Source organism: Francisella sp. SYW-9 (assembly GCF_008711465.1).
In the GTDB taxonomy this organism is placed as follows: Bacteria; Pseudomonadota; Gammaproteobacteria; order Francisellales; family Francisellaceae; genus Francisella.
In genome coordinates this window covers 56,300-79,344 of record NZ_VXKQ01000009.1, presented here as the reverse complement: position 1 = coordinate 79,344, position 23,045 = coordinate 56,300, and the positions used below count along the sequence as shown (strand labels likewise).

Below are 23,045 nucleotides of genomic sequence, written 5' to 3'. Positions count from 1 at the left end.
TTTAATATTATGATTAAAGCTCTAAAGTATACTTATTATGCTTTGTTCTCTACTATTTGTTTTTTATCAAGTGCGATAGTTACTGTTGTCCCTGTATTTTTCTTTTCATTGATTAAATTACTTGTGCCAGTTAAAAGTGTAAGATATTTCTGTACCACAGCTGTTCAGTACTGTGCAAGCTTATGGGTTAGTTATGCTATTTTGATTACTAAACTTTTTTCCCCGACAAAGATTCAGTTTGAACAAAATGCTAGTTTGGATAAAAATAGCTCTTATTTAATCATATGTAATCATAAAAGTTGGCTTGATACTTTTATACTTATGCTAGCTTTTCATAAGAAAATTGCTTTTCCTAAGTTTTTTATGAAAGTTCAGGTCTTTTTTATACCTGTTTTAGGTTTGATTGCTTGGGCTCTTGAGTTTCCAGCAATGAAAAGATATTCAAAAGAGTATTTGGCTGCTAATCCAGAGAAAAAAGGAGAGGATTTAAATAAGACTTTTGAGTATTGTAAAGGTTTATCTTTAAGGCCTACTACAATAGTTAATTTTGTTGAAGGGACTAGGTTTTCTCTTGAGAAAGTAAAAAAGAGTAACTATAAAAACTTGCTTAATCCTAAGGCTGGAGGTATAGCGGTAATACTTAAGAGTTTATCAGGTAGAATGGCTGGAATATTAAATACGACTATTGTATATGATGACCCTGAACAGACTTTGTGGGATTTTATGGTTAGAAAAACTAAAAATATAAAAGTAAAAGTTGATTTAATACCAATCTCAGATGTTCCTCTAGGAGATTATTTTAATAATGAAGAAGATATGAAAAGTTTTCAAAATTGGCTAAATGATATTTGGCAAAAAAATGATAATTATATTTCTCAGCAACAATTAGGTATTTTGTCTAGTTCTTAATAACTTTACAAATATACAAAAAGTAAGATATTGTACAAAATAATTCATTATTATTATATAGACTACGAACTTCTCTTTTAAGAAAACTATATTCGTGTTTATTTATATTATTGTTTTCATAATTTGAGCATATAACGCCACTATAGAACATATATGCCAGATCTTGAGTCTAGTTTCTACTTCAAAATTAAGATCTAAATCTTTTAGATATTTCGGAAGTTGTCTTCCTATCCAACCGTTACGGATATTTTTATCACAATCGTAATTAATGATTTTTCTTACTAGCTCTCTATCTGTAATATTTACTATGTTCGTTTTCCAGTGAGGTTCAATTAAGCATATATAACTATTGCTTTTAGTTATTCTTTTAAGTTCTTTTAGTGTTTGTAAAGGGTCTTCTAGATACAATAGTATTCTTTCTGCTTGTGAGTAATCGAAAAAGTTATTATTAAAGTCTAGAGCATGTATATCCATTTGCTGAAAGTCTAAATTTATAAGATTCTCATCAGTAGCCTTGAGATTGGCATTTTTTAAAAAGTCGCTACTTAAGTCAACAGCTTTACAAGTGCTGTTAGGAAATTCAATTGCTATTTTAATTGATTTAAACCCTGGACCACACCCTGCATCTAAAATATTGGCTTTACTAAAACTTTTAATTTTACTTCTTGCTATTTGCTTAAGTTCTTGAATCTGTTTGGTAGAGTTAAATTTTTCTAAAGCTCTGATAAATGTAAGAGATTGCTTAGATGAGTCAATATTTTCAAAATCTTTAACATTGAAGATGACATTATTAAGAACTAGTGATTTAACCAGGCAATTTGGATAAATAAGAATAAAGCTGAATATATACCCATAAATATAAATGGCATATAGATTTCTAAAATTCTAATAGGCTTAAATGAGCCTTTCTCTTCAGCGATATGTTCTTCTGTTAGCCAAACCCTTGAAGGTAAGCGTCTTTCTAAAGAAGGAACAATACTATTTTTAATTTGTATATGGTGTCTGAAGAATCTAATAATTTTCCACCAAGCATAACAAAATACTAAGCCAGCAAAATAAGGTATACTTACTAACACAGCTGATGGAGGGTTATTAACATTTATATTATTACTAATAGCTAAAGCAACAACACCAACTAATATTAAATTGAAAACTAAGAAGAAAAGATTTATAACAATTCTTCTATATGCAGTCTTATCAGTTAGTTCTACATAGATTCTATACTGCTCGATTAAAAGAGTATTATATTGCTCGTTAGATAAGCTGTTTTCATCTTCATTACTCCACAACTTATCTTGGATTTCTTTATGACTTATCTTTTCCATTTTTTTCCTTTAACTTTATAACTCTAAATAGTTTAACAGAGTAATGCTATTACATTTTAAGTAATTTATCAAACTATAAATCACTTGTGCTTATCTTACCCTTTGACCTGTAATTATATCAATAATTCTAGATGGTTGCGATTCTTTTGCTTGGGTTTTTAAGACATAAATTTCAGGAAATGTTTTACTTATATTCTCAGCATTGTTAATAAAATCATGACCAGAGATATTTGCACTAGTTGATATAATGGCATCATCAATATCTGAACATATTTTACTAACTATAGTTGTGTCTACTAGGCGTATAGCAATAGTTGGCTTGCCACCTGTTAGCCATTGGATACTTTCTTTACCAGGCACAATCCATGTGGTAGGAGTAGTCTGCTTTGTAGATATTTTTTCAATTTGCTCTGTAGTTAGGGATTCTGTATCAACGTATTTCATTAGATGCTTATAATCATGAGATATTATAATAAAGCCTTTACTAGAATCTCTTTTTTTTAGATTTATAACTTCATCAACGGCATTTTGGGATAACTTACAGCTAAGACCATATACTGTATCAGTTGGTATACTAACAACTTTATTGTTTTCTATCTCAGTAATGATAGTTTGAATATTCTTAATAAGCATGTTTTTAGTAGTAAAATATTTTGTGAATGTAATTTTAGTTGATTTTAGAAATAAAAAAACCTATAAGTTAAAAATAACTTATAGGTTAAGTAGATTTAATGTTTAAGTAGTTGTAAGATTCTTACTTCTTGCTTAGCTGTTCTTTAATAAGATCACCAAGAGTAGTAGGAGTCATTTGCTCTACTTTGTAGTTAGATTTGCCAGCTACAGTGTTATCTTCATCAACAGCTTTGATAGAAAGAGCTATGCTTCTCTTCTTAGCATCGATATTGATAATTCTAGCTTCTACTTCTTGACCTTCGCTTAACTCATCACGAACATCTTTTGTATGATCAACAGATACTTCAGCAATTCTGATGAAACCATCAATATTGTTTTCTTCGTCAAGCATAACAACAGCACCGTTTTCTTGTACTTTAGCTACTATACCCTTCACTAAAGAACCTTTAGGGTGAATGTTGATGAAGTTCTTGAACGGATCTTCAGAAAGTTGCTTCATGCTAAGAGCAATTCTCTCAAGGTCTGTGTTTACAGAAACTAATACAGCTTCTACATCATCACCTTTTTTAAGCTCTTTTATAGCTTTAGCAGGGTTATCCCAAGCAACATCTGAGATATGTACAAGACCATCTATGCCACCTTCAAGTCCGATAAATACACCAAACTCAGTGATTGATCTGATCTTACCAGTAACTTTATCACCTGTTTTGTAGTTTTTATCAAACTCGCTCCAAGGGTTTGGTCTACATTGTTTGATACCTAAAGATATTCTGTGCTTGTCAGCATCTAGCTCAAGTACGATAACTTCAACTTCTTGACCAATTGATACAGCTTTATGAGGGTTAACGTTTTTGTTAGTCCAATCCATTTCTGAAGTATGAACTAGACCTTCGATACCTTCTTTAAGCTTAACAAAACAACCGTAGTCTGTGATGTTAGTTACAGTACCCATTAACTTAGCACCTACAGGAAGTTCATTAGCAATATTTAACCAAGGATCTTCACCAAGTTGCTTAATACCTAGAGATATTCTTTGCTTTTCTTTGTCAAACTTGATTACTTTAACATCGATTTCTTGACCTATAGATAGTACATCTGTAGGGTGGCTGATTCTGCTCCAAGAAATATCTGTAATGTGTAATAGACCATCAACACCACCAAGATCAATAAATGCACCGAAGTCTGTGATGTTTTTAACGATACCTTTAAGTACAGTACCTTCAGAGATTTTCTCTAGCATAGCGTCCCTATCACCAGAGTTGTTCTCTTCGATAACAGCTTTTCTAGAAACAACGATGTTATTTCTCTTAGTATCGATCTTAACAACTTTTAATTCGATGTCTTTGTCTTCTAAGTGCGCTACATCTTTGATAGGTCTTGTATCAACTAATGAACCAGGTAAGAAAGCTCTAAGGCCTTCTACATCCATAGTATAACCACCACGTACGTGATTAGTGATTCTACCAAGTACAGTCTCATTGTTTTCGAAAGCGTTTTCGATTCTGTCCCAAAGCTCGATTTTCTTGGCTTTGTCTCTTGATAGTCTAGTTTCACCGCAGCTGTTATCTAAAGCTTCTAGAACAACGTTGATTTTATCACCAACAGCTACTTCTAGTTCACCATCATTATTCTTTAAAGAAGCTACAGGGATGAAAGACTCTGATTTAAGACCAGCGTCAATCATTGCAAATTCTTTATCTATACTAACAACAGTTGCTTCGATGATTTTACCTATTCTCATCTCTGTTTGTTTTAGAGATTGTTCAAATAGTTCTTTGAAATTTTCTGACATTTTATTTATTTCCATTTCCAGTGTGGTTGGTTTAACATGGTTTGCAAGCACCCACTGGCTTTATTAAAAAGCGCTAGCAAACAATTTTGTAATGTGTAATATTATCTAAGAGATATCTTTTGTTCAAGGAAAATATAAATTTATTTTATGTCAAGTGACTTTGAAAAACATAATTTTTTTATGCAAAAAGCTTATGAACAGGCACTTTTAGCCTATAGCGCAGGTGAAGTACCTATTGGAGCTGTGGTTGTTGATCACAGCGGTCAAATATTAGCTCAAGCATATAATCAAACTATCACACTAAATGATCCCACAGCACATGCAGAGATACTAGCTCTAAGAAAAGCCGCTGAGCAGTTGAATAATTATAGATTAGTTGATACAAAATTGTATGTTACTTTAGAGCCATGTATAATGTGTTTTGGTGCTTTAGTTCAGGCAAGAGTTTTTGAATTGGTTTATGCTTGTGATGATACTCGTGTTGGTGTTACATCAATACAGCAGCTGCACCAAAGCAAGGGTTTTAACCATAAATTTGAGATAATTAATGGTGTGATGAATCAACAATGTGGAGAGCTTTTAAGAAAGTTTTTCCGAGAAAGAAGAAAATAAGTTTTATGAGCAAAGAAAAAATAGTTGTTTTGTATGGTGGCGATTCTCCTGAAAGGGAAGTATCTTTAAATTCTGGAAAAGCTGTCTTAGATTCATTGATAAGCCAAGGTTATGAGGCTGTAGGGCTAGATGCAAGCTCAAAAGAGTTAGTGTCAAAACTTATAGAGTTAAACCCCGATAAGTGTTTTATCGCGTTACATGGCGAAGATGGCGAGAATGGCAGAGTTTCAGCGTTATTAGAAATGTTGGGTATCAAGCATACCAGCTCTGGGATGAGATCATCTGTAATTACAATGGATAAAATGATATCTAAAGAAATTTGGATGCATCACCGCATGCCAACACCGATGGCAAAAGTACTTACTAATAAGTTAGTGAGTGAGGATGAAATAAGCTTTCCTGTAGCTGTTAAGCCAAGTAATGGTGGCTCAAGTATAGCTACATTTAAAGTTAAAACACTAGATGAGTTAAAGCCTGCATATGATGAAGCTTCTAAATATGGTGAAGTAATGGTTGAGCAGTGGGTCACAGGAAAAGAAATAACGGTGGCTGTGGTTAATGATCAGGTTTTTTCATCTGTGTGGATTGAACCATTAAACGAATTTTATGACTATGAGTCTAAATATAGTGGTAAATCAGTATATCATTGCCCAAGTGGTTTATGTCAGGAAAAAGAGCTTGAGGTGCGCCAGCTAGCTAAAAGAGCATATGATTTGTTAGATTGTAAGGGGCATGCAAGAGTTGATTTTATCTATGCTGATGGAGAGTTTTATATTATGGAAATAAACTCTTCTCCAGGAATGACAGAAAATAGCCTTTCACCAAAATCTGCAGCAGCAGAAGGCATCAGTTTTGATGATCTGGTTAAATTAATAATAGAACAGGCAAAATGATCGGCGCTACACGAAAGTTCCTAATATTAGGTTTAATATTGTTGATATTGCTTAGTATTGCAATTTATATTGCTAGTAAAACAGATAGGTCAATTTCAAGGGTTGATGTGGTTTCTAATGATGGCTTAGTCTACATATCAAAGCAGGACTTAATAAATAAGGTCGATAAATTTAGTAATAAAGAATGGTTTGATGTAAATACAGATGGTATTGAGAACTATATCCATTCATTTAAAGGAGTTGATTATACTTTAGTAAAAAAGGTATGGCCATCAACACTCGTTATCTACTTATATGACCATAAGCCTATAGCTTACTGGAATAATGATAAGATTTTGTTAGATAATATGGATATTATCACTCCACAAGTTTTCAGTTATGATGGCGAGCTTCCTTATATAGAAAGTAGTGATAGTAACAATAAAGATTACATCTATGAGACCTATCAAGAGTTAAATAATATTGCTAAACAAAATAGCACAGAAGTAATAAAGATTTACTATAGTGGTAACCAGTTTAGTCTGCTACTTGCTAATGATATGAAAGTTATTTTAGGTTCAAAGAAATTACATTCTAGATTAGAATTATTCTTTAAATCATATCAAAAAGTAAAAGATTATAAGTCAGCACAGTATTTTGATATGCGTTATAGCGATGGGTTTGCTGTAAAGTATAAATAGAAAAGATGTTTATACTATTGGTTTTCTATGATTATCAGCTTATAATGTAATATAAGTGTATATTATAAATAAAAAATATCTGTCTTTTTAGATTGGGGCTAAATAAATGAGTTTTGGGAATGATAATTTTTGTGCAGTTGATCTAGGATCACACAAAGTCACTGTTGCGATTGGACAACTTGCAGAAAATAATAGTATAAAAATACTAGGCGTGAGCCAGAAAAAATCCAAAGGTATAAAGCAAGGTTCAGTTATTAATCTTGAAATGGCAATGGAGACATTAAATGCAGCACTAGATGAAGCTAAGAGTATAGCTGGTGTTGATGTTAGAGAGGTGACTTTAGGAATAAGTGCTCCTAGTATAGCTGGATTTAACTCGTATGGCTTAGCAGCTGTAGATAATGGTGAGGTTAGTATGGAAGATCTTGCTATGGCGATAAAAACTGCAAAGGCAGTGCCAATGTCTGCAGATACTGAGATGCTTCACGTGTTACAAAGAGATTATATTGTAGATGGACAAGCTGGTGTTACAGAGCCAATAGGTATGTTTGCGGTTAGATTAGAGTCGAATGTTCATATAATAGTAGCATCTTCGCGATTATTACAAAATGTCAGAAAGTGTGTCTCAAATTGTGGTTATAAGATAAGTAGCTTAGTAGTTGAGCATCTAGCAGCAAGTAGTGCAACTCTTACAGAAAATGAAAAAGAGATGGGAGTTTGCTTAGTTAATCTAGGAGCCGACTCTACAAGTTTTTCTGTATTTTCTGAAGGCGGAATTTGTTATACATCTAGCATTACAACAGGTGGTAGTAATATCTCTTCAGATGTATCAAAGGTATTTAGACTTCCTATAGAGGCTGCAGAAAGCTTGAAGTTGCAATATGGTTATGCAGCGAGCAAATATCTTAAAAATCCAGATGAGAAGATAGATATACCAAACTCTTTGGGTAATGCTAAAAAAAGGATATCACTACAAGATCTGTCATTAGTTATAGAAGCTAGAGTTGAAGAAATATTTGAAGCGCTATATAGAGAGTTAGACCAAAATCGCTTATTAGATGTTATATCTTCAGGTATAGTATTTACTGGTGGCGGGGCAAAACTAAAAGGTCTTGCTAGGTTGGCTGAAGATATGTTTAAGTTACCTGTAAGAGTCGGCGGTCCAATAGAAGTTAGTGGAGCAAATGAAGTAGTACACAACCCCTCTTATTCAACAGTTGTCGGACTATTAAAATATGCTTCTGAGAATGCTCAGGTAAGTTCTGAGCAAAGCGTTGATGAAGATATGATAGAAATCGATGAAGATACAGGAAAATCTAAGAAAAAGATAATGTCATCTGTAAAAGGATGGTTTTCGAATAATTTTTAAAGATATAAAAGGTTAGAAAAATAAATCTAAAGTAAAGGAGTATAATATGTTTGATTTTAACGATTCAATGGTTTCAAGTGCCATAATTAAAGTTGTTGGTGTTGGTGGAGGTGGCGGTAACGCTGTACAACATATGTGTGAAGATGTCACTGACGTTGAATTTTTTGCTTTAAATACAGATGGCCAAGCATTATCAAAATCAAAAGTTCAAAATGTGTTGCAGATTGGTACTAACCTTACTAAAGGTCTAGGTGCTGGAGCGAATCCTGAAGTTGGTAAAAGAGCAGCTACAGAGGATAGAGCTAAAATCGAGCAACTGTTAGAAGGTGCGGATATGGTTTTCATTACTGCTGGTATGGGCGGTGGTACAGGTACTGGTGGAGCTCCTGTTGTTGCAGAAGTTGCAAAAGAGATGGGAATTCTTACAGTTGCTGTAGTTACAAAACCTTTCCCATTTGAAGGTCCTAGAAGAATGAAAGCTGCTGAGTATGGTATTGATGAACTTACTCAACACGTTGACTCTATAATTACAGTACCTAACGAAAAGCTTCTAAGTGTACTTGGTAAAGGAGCATCTTTATTAGATGCGTTTAATGCTGCTAATGATGTATTAGGAAATGCTGTAAAAGGTGTTTCTGAGCTAATCACTAAGCCAGGTTTAATTAACGTCGATTTTGCCGATGTTAGAGCTGTAATGACTGATATGGGTCTAGCTATGATGGGTATGGGTCAAGCAACTGGTGAAAATAGAGCAAGAGAAGCTGCAGAGGCTGCGATTTCAAGCCCACTTTTAGAAGATATTAACTTAGATGGTGCTAAAGGCGTAATTGTAAACATTACAGCTGGTATGGACATGTCTATTGGTGAGTTTGAAGAAGTTGGTGAAGTTATTAGATCATTCATTTCTGATGAGGCTATTGTAATCGCTGGTACTGTTATTGATCCAGATATGTCTGATTCTATGAATGTAACAGTTGTTGTAACTGGTATCGAAAAAGTTGCTATGAAGAAAGGTTTCGGTGTTGAGAAAAAGCCTGCTACTAATCAAGGTTCAAGCTTCTCAAACAAGCCAAACACTTCTTTTGCAAGAAAAGAGTCAGAAGTTTCAGCCCCTAATGATTCATCAAAATCTGATTTTGATTCAGCTGATAAGTCAGATATCCCTAGCTTCTTAAGAAGAAGATAATTTCTAATATAGATTTTTCTTATACTTTTAATAAATCAAATATATCTATAAGAGCCTAAAATCTTAGGGTACTCTATATCAATATAAATTTTTGCCATATATAATTTAAGTATTGATGTTTTTATTATATATAACTAGTTTATTATGAGCTTGTATACTGAGCTTATATTAGTATTTACTTGTAAGGTATAACTCTTTATCTTCTAAGTAAGTGTTGAAGGTTACACTATATTGGTTATTTATAGTAAGCTACTTTATATCCATAATTAAAGAGGTTAAGAATGAAGCAAAAAACAATAGCAAACCAGTTTTCTGTAACAGGTATTGGTTTACACTCTGGTGTAGATGTTTCTATGACAGTTAAGCCAGCAGACGTTAATACAGGTATATTATTTCGTAGAGCGGACTTAAATCCTGTAGTTGATATTAAGGTAACGCCTTTTAATATTAAAGAGGCTATTATGTGTACTCTTTTGACAAAGGAGGGTGATCAGAATCTAGCTATATCAACAATAGAACACCTAATGTCAGCTCTTGCTATGTTTGAGGTAGATAATGTTCTCGTTGAAGTTAATGCTCCGGAGCTTCCTGTTATGGACGGTAGTTCTTATGAATTTACGCAACTTTTAAAAGAAGTCGGGATAAAACAACAAAATGAAGCTAGAAAAGGGATTAGAATCTTAAAGCCTATAAGAGTTGAGTATGAGGATAAGTTTGCTGAAGTACTACCTAGTGATACTCTTAAATATGAATTTAAAATACAGTGGGATCATCCGGTAATTGCTGCAACAAATGATCATATTGTATTTGAGTATGATCTTGATGAATATATTAAAATGGTATCAAAAGCTAGAACATTTGGCTTTTATGAGCAGCTTGCATATCTGCATCAAAACAATCTTGCAAAAGGAGCATCTTTAGATAATGCCGTAGGTATTAGTAATGAAGGAGTCCTTAATGAGGGTGGTTTACGTTATGATGATGAGTTTGTTAGACATAAGCTTTTAGATGCTATTGGAGATTTCTATGTAGGTGGTTATATCTTAGGTCACTTTAATTGCTTTAAGTCAGGCCATACTCTTAATAATAAACTCTTACATGCAATCTTTGCTGATAAAGATGCGTGGGAGTATATCTAATCTAACACCAAAGCAAATATGTCATTCTACAAATTGATCATGGAATCTAAAATATATTCAAACTGGTAATATTGCTCCTATAACTAGATTATAGGATGATAAAAAATATTAGTTATAAAACTACTTATCAGTCTGTTAAAACTATATTTTCATCTTTGATATCTAACTCTAAACTACCCTTTATTAGCTCTACGCTTTTATCACTATGGATTTTCTGTACTGCGTTTTCACGTTTTATTTCTGCGGGAGACTTATTCGCACCATTTGATACATGAGAAGGTAAGTTTTTAATATCAAGCCTAAAGCTTGGGTTATCCAGAAATTCACAAATAGCGGACTGTAGTTTTGCGATACTTTGAGGATCAAGTTCTAAAATCTTCTTGGCATCATCATTTAATTGGATTTCATAAATATCATTACCATCCTTAATCAAATGGCTATTAAAGGCTAGTGTTTTTGTGAAGCCTTTAAGTTTTACCTTATTAAGAATATTAAACCAGTGTTTATCAAGTTCACTATGTTGTTTTTGTACTTGTATTTGCTGTTTCTCTAAGCCTTGCTTTTGTGGAGTGTTTGCTCCATTAGTTTTAACTAGGTTGGAGGCTGTAGTAGGCTTACTGTACTCATTTTGAAGATTGGAGAGATCTTTGTTTTTTGGTTTAGATATATTACTTGTGTTAGATAGAGGAGTGATATTAGAATTATTACTTAAGCTTTTTTTTTTGAAAGCTATAAGTCTAAGAATAGCCATTGCTAGCCCAGTTTCAAAGTTTGGAGCTAAAGAAAGATCTCTTTTTGCCGCAATGGTCAGTTGATAGAGTAAATGGGCTTGCTCAATATCTATTTTTTCTAGAATATTGTTTATCAAATCTACACTAATCTGATTTGTTGAGTCTAAGCTCTGTGTTATTCGATATAGACAGCAACTAAACCAAACTTCAGCTATTCGATCAAGAACAGCTTCAGCGTTATCTTCAGATAGCGTTAGATTTTTAACTGCTGGTAATATCTTATCTGGAGTGTCATTTATAATGGCACCTATTAGTGTATAAATTTCTTCACTATCGACTATACCAAGCATTTGTTTAATCTGTGACTGCTCAAGCTTACCACTACAAAAGCTAATTGCTTGATCAAGTAGGCTTAGTGCATCTCTAAGACTTCCTTTGGCATGATATGCTATATAATCAAGAGATTGCTCATCAGCCTCAACATTTTCTTTAGAAAGAACCATCTTTAACTGATCTTTGATATCTGCTTGAGATATATGCTTGAGATGTAACTGTATACATCTAGAAAGTATCGTTACAGGTATTTTATGATAATCTGTAGTAGCTAAGATAAACTTTACATACTCTGGAGGTTCTTCAAGAGTCTTTAATAAAGCATTAAAACTCTGTTTAGATAACATATGAACTTCATCTATTAGATAAACTTTGTAGCGACCTTGAGAGGGCATGTATTGGATGTTATCAAGAATCTCTTTTGTTTCTTCGACGCCTGTACGTGATGCTGCATCAATCTCTATTAGATCAATAAAGCTGTTATTATTTATAGCAACACAGTTTTCACATTCGTTACATGGTTCTGCAGTTACGCCTGTTTTACAGTTTAGGCATTTTGCTAGTAACCTTCCAAGAGTTGTTTTACCAACTCCTCGCGTACCAGTAAAGAGATAAGCGTGGTGGACTTTCTGCGCTTCTAATGCGTGAACTAAACTATTTAAAGCATGTTGTTGTCCAGCAACTTCAGCAAATGATTGAGGTCTGTATTTACGAGCTAATGCTTGATATGACATTTGTAGCAATATTTTATATAAAATCTTTAGACTAAATAATAACAAAGTTTTGATTGAAATAGTAAATATTATCTCCTTTGATTAATTCATAGATTAGTCAGCTTTAATATTTCTTATTACTGTTTAGATATAGATTTATAATAATTAAAAGACCATAACACACGGCACAAACAATCAGACTTGAATAAATAGTAGTAGCATCAACAATTACTCCCGTGATTAAAGGTATAAATGCACCACCGGAGATTGCAGTAAGCATAAAACCTGATAGTTCGATATTTCTTTGCTTATTGAAATAAAAACCTAAACTAAATATTATCGGGAAAAGTACAGAATTAGTTAAACCGCACAGTACTAACATGGCGATAGTCAGCTTACTAAACAATAGTCCTGTTATAAGCAGAAGTATGCCAATTAAGCATACAGTTACAATTGTCAAAACCTGTTTTGAATTTTTTAAGAACTTGCTTCCGATAAGTCTACCAATAAAGATTAGTAGCCAATATAAGCTAAGATAAAATCCAGATGACTGCAATGTTTGTTTTTCTAAGAGAACTAAATATGTCGCAACTGTGATCTCTATGCCAACATATATCATCAGTGATATAAAGCTAAAAATAGCAGATCTGAAGTTTTTGGTTAGAAATAATATATCAATGCTTTTGTCTCTATAAGTGTGACTTTTAAACTCTACGCTCTTTTTAAGAGAGACCTTTATAAAGTATGCAAATGCAACCATAGCTATAAAAAACATTATAAAAACTATATTTGGGGAGTTTATAAATACGTTAATAGTAAGCAATGACGATATTAAAAATGGTGCTAAAAAGGCACCGATACTATGAATAGATTCATATTTGGAAAGTCTCTTAACGGAATATATGCTTCTCTCAAAAAGAGCGAGATATTCACAACATGTGAAAATTGCAACTATACCTATTGAAAGTAAAAACTGACTAGCTAATAGATAGTAGAAACTTGAAGGGTGAATAATCTGGCAAATAAGCCAACCTAGATATGCTATTAGAACTAAAAAAAGTCCATAATTTATCATTTTGGTAGGTTTGATTCTCTTTGCAATAATAGCAAATATGAAGCTGAAGAAACCATAGCTAATAAAAAATGCAGCGTCAAAAAAACCTATTTGGAAATAGCTTAGGCTATATTGCTGCTTAAGTGAAGGGATCAGAACCTGCACGAAAGTACTAGATATTCCTACAATTAAAAATAGTCCTGAGATTACTATTTTATTCATTTAATTAGTTTTAGATAATAGAAAGTGTGACTATTTTAACAGCATAAGTCGGTTTTAAATCTTAATATTAGTTAATTTTTGAGTTTTGTAGTATTTAAAACAGTTAGAAATAAAGAGTGGTAATTTGTAATAGCTATTTATCTCTGCAATTTAATTGTCATTTTTCTTATAAAAATATAAAATCTATAAACAAAATTTAACGAACATAAAAATTATCAAATGGAATCTATAAATTATAGAGTTTTATTGAAAAATCTAACGGCCCGTATTGAATCTTTACGGGACTATCTTTGACTATGATGTTAAAAAAGAAAAGTTAACAGAAGTTCTTATGGAGCTAGAAGATGGCTCTATTTGGGACAATCCTGAGTATGCACAAAACTTAGGTAGACAAAAGGTCGAACTTGAAAGCGTAGTGCATAACTGTGAGCATATTTCAGAAACATTGGAAACTTTAACAGAGCTTTTAGAGCTTGCTGAAGAAGATGAGCCACTTATGCAAGAAATTGTTAAAGATACCCAAGATGTAACTACTGAAATAGAAAAGCTTGAGTTTCGTCGTATGTTTTCAGGGGAGATGGACGCAAATAATGCTTATCTTGATATTCAATCAGGCTCAGGTGGTACAGAAGCCCAAGATTGGGCAGAAATGCTAATGCGTATGTATATGCGTTGGGCAGATAGTCATGGCTTTAAAGTAACTGTTGATGATGTTTCAGATGGCGATGTTGCCGGCATCAAAGGCTGTACTTTAAAAATCGAAGGTGGGTATGCTTATGGCTGGTTAAGAACAGAAACAGGCATTCATAGACTAGTTAGAAAATCGCCATTTGATTCAAATAGTAAGCGCCATACCTCATTTGCATCAGTTTTTATATCTCCAGAAGTTGATGATAATATTGATATAGAAGTTAACCCTGCTGATTTAAGAGTTGATACTTATAGAGCATCAGGGGCAGGCGGCCAACATGTTAATAAAACTGACTCAGCTGTTAGAATAACACATATACCCACAAACATTGTTGTTCAAAGTCAAAGTGACAGATCTCAGCATAAAAATAGAGATAGCGCGATGAAGCAGCTTAAATCTAAATTATATGAGATGGAGCTACAAAAGCGCAATGCTGAGAAAAATGCTTTAGAAGATTCAAAATCTGATATTGGCTGGGGTAGTCAAATTCGCTCGTATGTTCTTGATCAATCACGTATTAAGGATTTGCGAACTGGTGTTGAAAATACCAATACTCAAGCGGTATTAGATGGTGATTTGGATAAGTTTATTGAGGCAAGCCTAAAAAGTGGGTTATAATAAATAGTTTTATAAAATAAAGTTTCGCTACTTACTATGTAAGTTATAGCGACATACTTTTTTCATGGCAGAAAAAGTATGTAAAACTGCCTAGTACTTGCTATCGCTTATTTGCATGATAATGGTATCTACAAAACTTGCGTGAGCTCAAACAGTTGTAGATACTTTTTTATTATCATTAGCAAAAGCTAACCGCTAAAGTGCAAAGATAATATAATAATAGGGTAAAAAATGAGCAGTAAATTAAAAGATTTAATAAAAACGTCGATAAAAGAGTATTTAGATGCTAATGATATAACAGTTAAAGATGCTGTTAGAGGAAAGATAAGAGAGCAGATTAGTAACTCTCTTGGAGAAGTTGGTGAGATCAATGAGCAAGTTAAAGAGAAGATATCTGATCTTGTGAAAAAGCATATTACAGATATGCAAGAAAGCTCACAGATGGCTTTAAGAAAAGAAAAATTACAGACACTTGCAGAGCAGAATAATGGAGTTAGTCACCCAAATAGTTTTAGAAGAAATATTGTTGCTGCAGATTTACAAGCAAAATATTCTGACAAATCAAAGCAAGAGTTGGAGGAGCTAGAGCCTAAAGAGCGTTATAAAGTAACTGGTAGAGCAGTTTTAAGAAGAGTGATGGGTAAAGCTTCTTTTATTACTTTGCAAGATTTCTCAGGTAGAATACAAATTTACTTAAAGAAAAGTGATCTTCCAGAAGGTCAATATGATACTTTTAAAAACTTATGTGATTTAGGTGATATTGTAGGTGTTTCTGGGACTATGTTTAAGACAAATACTGGTGAGTTATCTATTCATGCAGACCATTTTGAGATTTTAACTAAAGCAATTCGCCCACTTCCTGATAAGTTTCATGGTTTATCAGATCAAGAAACTAGATATCGTCAAAGATATGTTGATCTAATTACTAATGAAAAGGCTAGAGAAGTATTTAAAGTTCGTTCAAAAGTTGTGAGCTTTATTCGTAATTATTTTGATAGTATGAGCTTTATGGAGGTAGAGACTCCAATGATGCATGTTTTACAAGGTGGTGCAGCAGCTAAGCCATTTAAGACTCATCATAATGCTTTAGATATGCCTTTATATTTACGTATTGCTCCGGAACTTTATCTAAAAAGATTAGTAGTTGGTGGTTTTGAACGTGTTTATGAAATAAACCGTAATTTCAGAAATGAAGGTGTATCATCTCGTCATAATCCAGAATTTACAATGCTTGAATTCTATATGGCATACTCTGATTATAATGATCTTATGGATTTAACAGAGGATATGCTTTCTAAGCTTGTACAAGAAGTTACAGGAACTCTAGAGCTTGAGTATGGTGAGTATAAAATCAACTTCGGTGGTAAGTATGAGCGTATTTCAATGGTTGATTCAATTGTTAAATATAATAAAGATATCTCAAAACAAGATCTAGCAGATTTTGAATCAGCTAAGAAAGTTGCAGATAGATTAAATATTAAGGTTGAAGCATTCCATGAACTTGGACACTTAATAAATGAAATATTTGAAGAAACTGTAGAGCATAAGCTTATTCAGCCAACATTTATTACAGACTATCCTGCAGTAGTTTCACCACTGGCACGTAGACAAGATGGTAATGCAGAGTTTACTGATAGATTTGAGTTCTTTATAGGTGCGCGTGAGATTGCTAATGGTTTCTCTGAGTTAAATGATGCCCAAGATCAGGCAGAAAGATTTAGAAAACAAGTTGAAGCAGCTGCATCTGGTGATGATGAAGCCATGCCTTATGATAAGGACTATATTCGTGCTTTAGAGTATGGTATGCCGCCAACAGCTGGTCAAGGTATAGGTATTGATAGACTTGTAATGTATCTAACAAACTCTCAATCTATTCGAGATGTAATATTATTCCCTCATATGAAGCCTGAGTAATTTGAGTGCTAGAAAAGCATTTTGAACCATAGCATATATGCTATAAGATAGACACTAGTAGTGATCTTATACTTTGTAATGGTTGGAATGACAGGTGCTGAAAAATTATCTTAAATCATTATTTGAAAATATATATAACCCTAAAGTAGATCCTGAACAGTATATTAGTACATTTGTTAGTAGAAATTATAAGCAAGTAGTTGATGGTCATAGGATTGACTATATTGATTTTATTGATCACATTAAAAAGCAGCGTGAGATCTTTGAGAGTATTTCTTTTGATTTTATCTGTCTTGTAGAAGAGGGTGATACTGTTGCATCTTTACATAAAGTCTATGCTAAGAAAAGAAATAGTGAACAAGAAATTGTTGCTGAAGTTCATGCTTTTTTTAAATTTAAAGATAAAATGTTAATCTCATGTGCTGAGCGTACAAGAATTATTCAAGGCTCCGATGAGGATAAAGATTTAGGTCGTAGAAAATGAAAGAAAAGGATTATTATGTCTAAAGAAATTGTTAGTCACGGAGCATTCGTTAGTTATGATGATGCTTATAATGAAATTAAGCTTAGAATAGCAAATGATGATGTTTTATTGGGGCTTTTAAGTCAGTTGGATAATTGTCCTTTGGGTAGATTTCTAATCCAAAATAGAGGGCTTAATGCATACTGGACAAAAGTCATAACTCAGAATAAAGGAGGCTATTCTAGTGATTTTGAGAATAAGCTTATAACTACTTTTTCAGGATTTAATGCTACTCAGGAGAGATATCTAAACTTTAAGCAGAAGATATCAAACTTGTTGAGTGGCTCTAAAATATTAGCTGTGCCTGCCGGACTTTTACCAGAGTTCTCCGAAGAGTTAATTTTATCTAAAAAATTTAATATAGATGCTTATGACCTTGATAGTAGCTGTGCTGGCCAAAGTGGTCTAGCTGAATTAGAAGAGGTTAACTATATAGTTGAAGACGTTTTTAAAATGGATGTTAAGAATCATTATGATGCTGTAGTTAGTAATGGTCTTAACATTTACCTTAAAACAAAAGGTGAAGTTCAAAAGTTTTTCCAGATCCTAAGTGATTCGTTAAAGCAAGGAGGAGTGCTTATTTCTAGCTTCCTTATTCCGTTAGATAAAGTTGATATCAAAGACTTGGATAAAGCTAAATTTGGTAGGCAGATTTTTGTAGATATCCTAAATGTTGGCTGGACAATGACTCATACAGAAGATGAATTTTGTCAGATTTTATATAGTTGTGGCTTTGATATTAAAGAAATAATTTATGATAGTCAGAAAATGTTTCCAACAATAGTAGCTATTAAAAAATAGCTTATCATTATTAATCTAGTGATCATAATTGTTGGTTTTATGACAAAGTGAATAGGTTCCATGAACAAAAAATTATCTAAGCCAAATGAATATGCTAGCTAAAGCAATAAAGCCAAGAAAAGCAGAGCAAGTTTTATCAAATCTAGAGAACACCCTTCTAAAATGCTTAATTTTAGAGAAAAAGTTCTCAATCAAATGTCTTTCTTTATATATATGCCAATCGATAGTATAATTTTCTCTAGCAGGAATCACCAGCTTATTTTTCTTTTTAAAGCATAGTGATTTTTACCTGAAGCAAGTTTGAGTTTTTCAAGTTCAATGGATGCACCAATAGATAAGCCTATATGATTTAGTTGTGTTGTAATTACAGATGTTGGTGATTTGGCTAAGCTAACATTTTGTTTTAAGCTACGGTGATAAGTCTCTATATTCCATCTTTTTTGATAGATATCTTCTATGTGGTTACTCTTAAGGTTTAGATTATTAGTAATTAAATATATCTCACCCATAGAATTGTCTGCGTTTTTGTAGACTTGGCGAGTAACCACAAGACTATATTTATACCTTTGAGAAAAACTTTCATAGACTCATGATCTGATAATTCTAACTCATCTATCCTACAGTAGTTACCAGCATTAGCATCAAACTTAACTTTATGCTTATTGAAAAACTTTAAATTATCCTTAGAAGCAAAGTACCTATCACCAACGATATAGTCAATGTAGCCAACGTTCTTTAAAGATAGTAAAACAAGCTTTCTAGCTAATTGATTTATACTATAGCGAGCTTTACGTTTAAATTTATAATTACCATGTTTATCTTGACTAACAACAAGTTGGTCTTTAGTCTGTACTTCAAAACCTACAGGTATATTAGCTATAGGAGTATGTAATAATGCATTTATAAGATTAATACTTTTTAATAGCTCTACCTACAGAGTGATCATAAAACCAGTTTACTACTTCATTAACTTTACTATCTGGCTTATGTATTATTGTGTTATCTAAGGATAAGATTTTAGTAGTATATTTAAAGTTATTTAATACTGTTTTAGCTTTGCTCCAAATATAAGCACTTCCATAATTATCCAACTTCAGCATCCTTGAAAAACTATCATGCTTAACAACATTATCTAGCATATTAGAGCACATCGTCGCGCTAGCTTGTGATGTCGGACATAATAAAAACTCTGTATATAAATTCGAACTATCCTGTAAATTCATATCTATTAAAGTTACTTTCGATGGATACTTATAAAATAAGGACTAAATTGCTGCTTTAAATATAAAGTCCGTAACTTCAGTTATCAGCAAGAATATAAGCGTTTGTTATCCCTTGTAAGAGTTGTTGCGAAGGTAAAATATCATGAACATTACCAGCAGTTATTATAAACCTTACAGGATTCCCTAAAGCATCTGTAAGAGTATGAATCTTTGTTGTTAAACCACCAACACTTCTACCTAATGCATTGATTTGATTACCGTTTATTTCATAGCCACTAGCACATGCATGTGCTTTGACAGATAGTGAATCTATCATAAACTGTTGTGAATCAATATCTAAAACATAGGTCATTAAATTATTCCATATTCCTTTATCAACCCAATATTTATAACGTTTAGCTCTACTATCACCATATTCTTTATGAAGGTATTTCCATTGAGTACCTGTTTTTAGAATATAAAAAAACTGCTTCTATAAATTTTCTAAGCTTAGCAGTGTCTTTTGTATGTAAGCCTTTTTGATTTGTAAGAAAAGCTAAAATTGTTGACCAATTTGATTCTGATATATAATATTCCATATATGTTAGGTGTGTTATTTGTTTCGCAAAACCATTTAAATACACTTAACATCTTTATGCAAAAATTTTGTTCATGGAACCTAATTAATAGAGTTGAAGTGACATGTACCAGAATGAGAACTTTACAGGTAAAAGAGTTATTTTAACTTAGAAAGAAAGCTTGAAAGATATATTGCTATTAATTATTATACTGAGAATGCTTTTGACAAAAGAGTACAAATTTCTTATTAGTAACTAAGTAAAAGAATATTATTGCTAAAGCAATGTGAATTATAAAAAATATATAGTAGTTAAATATTCCACAGCCTTCATAAGCAACTGGGCCTAAAGAAATATTTATTAAGACTAGCCACAAGAATGCTAGAAATGGTAAGGTACATTTTAATATATATTTAGGTTCAACAGATTTATTATTCTTTATATTAAAAAAGATAAATACTATCATGAGTAAAGTTATAACAATAGTCAGATAAGTCATATCTTTTGATCCTATGAAAGCAAAAAAGATAGTTTGTACAACAAATAGTAAGTAGCATATTGGTTTAGCAAGCGGCATTTTGAACTTTCTTTCTATTTCTTGAGGACTATTCCTCATAGCAACTAAAGAAATAGGAATTACCATATACATTAAAACAATTAATGCAGTGATGATTAAAACAATTGCTCCCCAGCTTCTGAAGCAGAACAAAAAGATTAGTGTCAATAAGAAGTTAAAAATCATAGCTCTATATGATACTTGGAATCTAGGATGTAACTTGGCAAAAAATCCTGGAACTATTTTTTCTTTAGACATACCAAATAATACTCTTGATGCTGTACCGACAAAAGTAATTCCAGTTCCTGAAGGAGACATGACAGCATCTGCATATAGTATTAAAGCAACAATGTTAAGTCCTAATAAGGTAGCAACTTGCACAAATGGTGAATTGAAATTTAATGATAACCATCCTTTTGTAATTAACTGATGTCTATCTAAAGAGCCAATAAATGCTGTTTGTAATAGAATAAAAATTGCAAAACATAGAACAATAGATATTATTATTCCAAGAGGGATGTTTATATGAGGCTTTTTAATTTCTCCAGCAAAAGATGTTGCCAATTGAAAACCGTTAAAAGCATAGACCATCCCCGCAGATGTTACAGCCATCAGGATTGAATTTATACCATAAGGAGATATTTGATTATGATATGCTGTGAAATTCCCAGAGTCAAAATGTGCTCCCATGATAACAATACAAACATATATAGGTATAATTATCTTTAATACAGCAATGGTATTGTTACACTTCTTAAATATTTCCATTCCAATCATATTTATTAGCCAATAAAAGATCAGAAAAATAAAAGTTAATCCTAATCCTGCTGCAGATAAGTCTCCTTTAGACATTAAAATATTTGAGATAGAAGGAGATAAATGTGATAAGTATTGAACAGATGCTTGAGCTTCACCAGGCATACTACCTACTAGTTCTAACCAAATTGCGAAAGAGAATAGTGCACCAAAGTATTTATTGTGGGAAATTGATCCCATGCGCCCAACTATTCCTCTAACTGGATATGCAACAGCTACTTCAGAAACAGCTAGTCCCATTAGTAAGAAAAATACTAATACAATTATCCAGGAGAAATAAACTCCTGATCCTGCTTGTTTTGCTCCGAGGTAAGAGCTAAATAACCATCCACTACCTATTATTCCACTAACAGAAATAAAGATAATGGTAAATAGCCCCACATTTTTCTGTTCTTTAATTTGTTCCATAAAATAGCTCTATATCAAGAATTAAGTTTAATAATATATAAATATAACATTAAATTTATATTTAAACAAAATGATGTACGGTAAAATATTGATCATTTTTAATCAAGAAGATACTATTTCACTATTAAATTGTAGTGAAGTTAAATAAATTAACAAAATGAAAAATAAAGCTTTTACCCCATATTCTCCTACTAAGGTTATCGTAGATAGCCGAGCTTTTTTAAAGAATTTAAGAATAGCACAAGAAAAATTTGATCACACACGAATAATGGCCGTGTTAAAGTCGGATGCATATGGTTTTGGAATTCATAATTTAATTAGTACAATAAAAGAGGCAACGATTAGCTATTGCGGAGTGACTGAGAATAGTGAAATATTTACTCTGAGAGAATATGGTTATGAAAAAAATATTATGAGAGTTAGAACTCCCTCAATCTATGAAGTAAAAGATGTGTTGGAGAACTTTGATAGATATAAGGTGGTTGAAGAGGTTATCGGTAATGCAAATTTAGCAATTAAAGTAAATCATTTGGCTAAACAACACAACAGAGTTATTCCTATTCACCTTAATCTGAATTCTATAGGTATGGGGAGAAATGGACTTGACTTAAGCACAGTTAAGGGACTAAAAGATCTTTCCACAATATTGAGTTTAGAAAATTTAAAAATTATAGGTATTATGTCACATTTTCCTTGTGCAGGAGCAGATAATCTAGATGCTTCAAGAAAAGGGATTAGGCAATTTATAAAAGATGCTAATTTTGTAATCAAAGAAGGAAAATTTATAAGGAATAATATATTGTTACATGCAGCAGCAACTTCTGCGTCATTAAAATTGTCAGAATCTCATTTAGACATGGTAAGATTAGGCTCTTTCATCTATGGTGAAAAAACAGAAGATCAATCTCCTAACGAGTTGGAACCAGTACTTACTTTTAAAAGTCATGTAGCCTCAAAAATGTTTTTTCCACGGGGAAGTACTATAGGATATAACAGTTTAGTAACTCTTAATAGGGACTCTATTTTAGCAAATATTACTTTTGGAAAAGTTAATGGCATACCCTTGGATCTTCAACAAGTTCTGATACAGGGTAAAAGATTTAATACTATAGGGTCAATGTCAATGAATACTACAGTTGTAGATATAACAGGCTATGCAGATAGTATAAATGAGAATGATGAAGTTGTTATTGTAGGGAAGCAAGAAGGAGTGCTAGGAAAAGATCAAATCACATCACAAGAAATAATTGATAATGCAGGCCAAAAGAGCCTATCTATGTTAAATTATTACATTTCTATGGTGAATCATAAATTTTTAGAGTGAAGCCTATAGTCTAAGATATGAGG

22 protein-coding genes and 1 pseudogene are annotated in these 23,045 nt (G+C 32.4%); 12 read left to right on the top strand and 11 right to left on the bottom strand.

Features of this window, described 5'->3' with window-relative positions:
- The first annotated feature begins 9 nt into the window (after nucleotides 1-9).
- Nucleotides 10-909, top strand: a complete 900-nt coding sequence (locus tag F3D62_RS05065) for an acyltransferase (RefSeq protein ID WP_150467165.1) — start codon at nucleotides 10-12, stop codon at nucleotides 907-909.
- Between the two features lie 102 nt (nucleotides 910-1,011).
- Here the strand turns inward: F3D62_RS05065 and F3D62_RS05060 are convergent, their stop codons facing one another.
- The 4 genes from F3D62_RS05060 to rpsA all read right to left on the bottom strand — a co-directional run bounded on the left by F3D62_RS05060 (nucleotide 1,012) and on the right by rpsA (nucleotide 4,659).
- The gene (locus F3D62_RS05060; RefSeq protein ID WP_224732650.1) at nucleotides 1,012-1,635 is read right to left on the bottom strand and encodes a methyltransferase domain-containing protein; all 624 of its coding nucleotides are present in this window, start codon (nucleotides 1,633-1,635) and stop codon (nucleotides 1,012-1,014) included.
- Between the two features lie 71 nt (nucleotides 1,636-1,706).
- Nucleotides 1,707-2,234 carry a hypothetical protein gene (locus tag F3D62_RS05055; RefSeq protein ID WP_150467163.1) on the bottom strand — a complete coding sequence of 176 codons (528 nt, stop codon included), beginning with the start codon at nucleotides 2,232-2,234 and terminating at the stop codon, nucleotides 1,707-1,709.
- Between the two features lie 90 nt (nucleotides 2,235-2,324).
- Entirely contained in the window at nucleotides 2,325-2,867 is a 543-nt protein-coding gene (locus F3D62_RS05050; RefSeq protein ID WP_150467162.1) for a Sua5/YciO/YrdC/YwlC family protein, read from the bottom strand.
- 121 nt (nucleotides 2,868-2,988) lie between these two features.
- Nucleotides 2,989-4,659 (bottom strand): 30S ribosomal protein S1, encoded by a 1,671-nt coding sequence (rpsA, locus tag F3D62_RS05045; protein ID WP_150467161.1) that lies wholly within the window; start codon nucleotides 4,657-4,659, stop codon nucleotides 2,989-2,991.
- 147 nt (nucleotides 4,660-4,806) lie between these two features.
- Between rpsA and tadA the strand changes: the two genes are divergently transcribed.
- The 6 genes from tadA (at nucleotide 4,807) to lpxC (ending at nucleotide 10,538) form a co-directional block, all read left to right on the top strand.
- On the top strand, nucleotides 4,807-5,271 hold the full coding sequence (tadA, locus tag F3D62_RS05040) for a tRNA adenosine(34) deaminase TadA (protein ID WP_150467160.1): 465 nt from the start codon (nucleotides 4,807-4,809) through the stop codon (nucleotides 5,269-5,271).
- A gap of 5 nt (nucleotides 5,272-5,276) precedes the next feature.
- Nucleotides 5,277-6,164, top strand: a complete 888-nt coding sequence (locus F3D62_RS05035) for a D-alanine--D-alanine ligase (protein WP_150467159.1) — start codon at nucleotides 5,277-5,279, stop codon at nucleotides 6,162-6,164.
- The gene (locus F3D62_RS05030) at nucleotides 6,161-6,844 is read left to right on the top strand and encodes a cell division protein FtsQ/DivIB (RefSeq protein ID WP_150467158.1); all 684 of its coding nucleotides are present in this window, start codon (nucleotides 6,161-6,163) and stop codon (nucleotides 6,842-6,844) included. Before F3D62_RS05035 ends, F3D62_RS05030 begins: the two co-directional genes overlap by 4 nt.
- 106 nt (nucleotides 6,845-6,950) lie before the next feature.
- Entirely contained in the window at nucleotides 6,951-8,213 is a 1,263-nt protein-coding gene (gene ftsA / locus F3D62_RS05025; protein ID WP_150467157.1) for a cell division protein FtsA, read from the top strand.
- Nucleotides 8,214-8,259: 46 nt separating this feature from the next.
- The gene (gene ftsZ / locus F3D62_RS05020; RefSeq protein WP_150467156.1) at nucleotides 8,260-9,399 is read left to right on the top strand and encodes a cell division protein FtsZ; all 1,140 of its coding nucleotides are present in this window, start codon (nucleotides 8,260-8,262) and stop codon (nucleotides 9,397-9,399) included.
- Nucleotides 9,400-9,680: 281 nt separating this feature from the next.
- On the top strand, nucleotides 9,681-10,538 hold the full coding sequence (gene lpxC / locus F3D62_RS05015) for a UDP-3-O-acyl-N-acetylglucosamine deacetylase (RefSeq protein WP_150467155.1): 858 nt from the start codon (nucleotides 9,681-9,683) through the stop codon (nucleotides 10,536-10,538).
- Nucleotides 10,539-10,665: 127 nt separating this feature from the next.
- On the opposite strand, the gene dnaX is transcribed toward lpxC, so the two are convergent.
- On the bottom strand, nucleotides 10,666-12,336 hold the full coding sequence (gene dnaX / locus F3D62_RS05010; RefSeq protein ID WP_150467154.1) for a DNA polymerase III subunit gamma/tau: 1,671 nt from the start codon (nucleotides 12,334-12,336) through the stop codon (nucleotides 10,666-10,668).
- Between the two features lie 103 nt (nucleotides 12,337-12,439).
- Nucleotides 12,440-13,591 (bottom strand): MFS transporter, encoded by a 1,152-nt coding sequence (locus F3D62_RS05005; RefSeq protein ID WP_150467153.1) that lies wholly within the window; start codon nucleotides 13,589-13,591, stop codon nucleotides 12,440-12,442.
- Between the two features lie 219 nt (nucleotides 13,592-13,810).
- On the opposite strand from F3D62_RS05005, the gene prfB reads away from it, so the two are divergent.
- The 4 genes from prfB (at nucleotide 13,811) to F3D62_RS04985 (ending at nucleotide 18,138) form a co-directional block, all read left to right on the top strand.
- Nucleotides 13,811-14,900 (top strand): peptide chain release factor 2 gene (gene prfB / locus F3D62_RS05000; RefSeq protein WP_224732642.1). Its coding sequence is split into 2 segments (ribosomal slippage): nucleotides 13,811-13,882 and nucleotides 13,884-14,900, totalling 1,089 coding nucleotides; the frame shifts between segments, so codons are not numbered across the junction.
- A 231-nt stretch (nucleotides 14,901-15,131) separates the two neighbouring features.
- The gene (gene lysS, locus F3D62_RS04995; protein ID WP_150467151.1) at nucleotides 15,132-16,814 is read left to right on the top strand and encodes a lysine--tRNA ligase; all 1,683 of its coding nucleotides are present in this window, start codon (nucleotides 15,132-15,134) and stop codon (nucleotides 16,812-16,814) included.
- Between the two features lie 94 nt (nucleotides 16,815-16,908).
- Nucleotides 16,909-17,298 (top strand): nuclear transport factor 2 family protein, encoded by a 390-nt coding sequence (locus F3D62_RS04990; RefSeq protein WP_150467150.1) that lies wholly within the window; start codon nucleotides 16,909-16,911, stop codon nucleotides 17,296-17,298.
- A 15-nt stretch (nucleotides 17,299-17,313) separates the two neighbouring features.
- Complete coding sequence (locus tag F3D62_RS04985; RefSeq protein ID WP_150467149.1) at nucleotides 17,314-18,138, top strand: class I SAM-dependent methyltransferase; 825 nt, start codon at nucleotides 17,314-17,316, stop codon at nucleotides 18,136-18,138.
- 72 nt (nucleotides 18,139-18,210) lie between these two features.
- On the opposite strand, the pseudogene F3D62_RS04980 reads toward F3D62_RS04985, so the two are convergent.
- From F3D62_RS04980 to F3D62_RS04960, 5 genes and pseudogenes are all read right to left on the bottom strand, one after another.
- A pseudogene (locus tag F3D62_RS04980) lies at nucleotides 18,211-18,399 on the bottom strand (IS5/IS1182 family transposase); the annotation flags it as partial.
- Nucleotides 18,387-18,647, bottom strand: coding sequence for a hypothetical protein (locus F3D62_RS04975; RefSeq protein ID WP_191092540.1), 261 nt, complete (start codon nucleotides 18,645-18,647; stop codon nucleotides 18,387-18,389). The pseudogene F3D62_RS04980 and the gene F3D62_RS04975, both read right to left, overlap by 13 nt.
- Before the next feature lie 399 nt (nucleotides 18,648-19,046).
- Nucleotides 19,047-19,361, bottom strand: coding sequence for a hypothetical protein (locus F3D62_RS04970; RefSeq protein WP_150467147.1), 315 nt, complete (start codon nucleotides 19,359-19,361; stop codon nucleotides 19,047-19,049).
- Between the two features lie 76 nt (nucleotides 19,362-19,437).
- Nucleotides 19,438-19,818, bottom strand: coding sequence for a transposase (locus F3D62_RS04965; RefSeq protein WP_150467146.1), 381 nt, complete (start codon nucleotides 19,816-19,818; stop codon nucleotides 19,438-19,440).
- Between the two features lie 299 nt (nucleotides 19,819-20,117).
- The gene (locus tag F3D62_RS04960) at nucleotides 20,118-21,698 is read right to left on the bottom strand and encodes an APC family permease (RefSeq protein ID WP_150467145.1); all 1,581 of its coding nucleotides are present in this window, start codon (nucleotides 21,696-21,698) and stop codon (nucleotides 20,118-20,120) included.
- Between the two features lie 157 nt (nucleotides 21,699-21,855).
- Here F3D62_RS04960 and alr point away from each other — a divergent pair, with 157 nt between their 5' ends.
- Entirely contained in the window at nucleotides 21,856-23,022 is a 1,167-nt protein-coding gene (gene alr / locus F3D62_RS04955; protein WP_150467144.1) for an alanine racemase, read from the top strand.
- The last annotated feature ends 23 nt before the right edge of the window (nucleotides 23,023-23,045 follow it).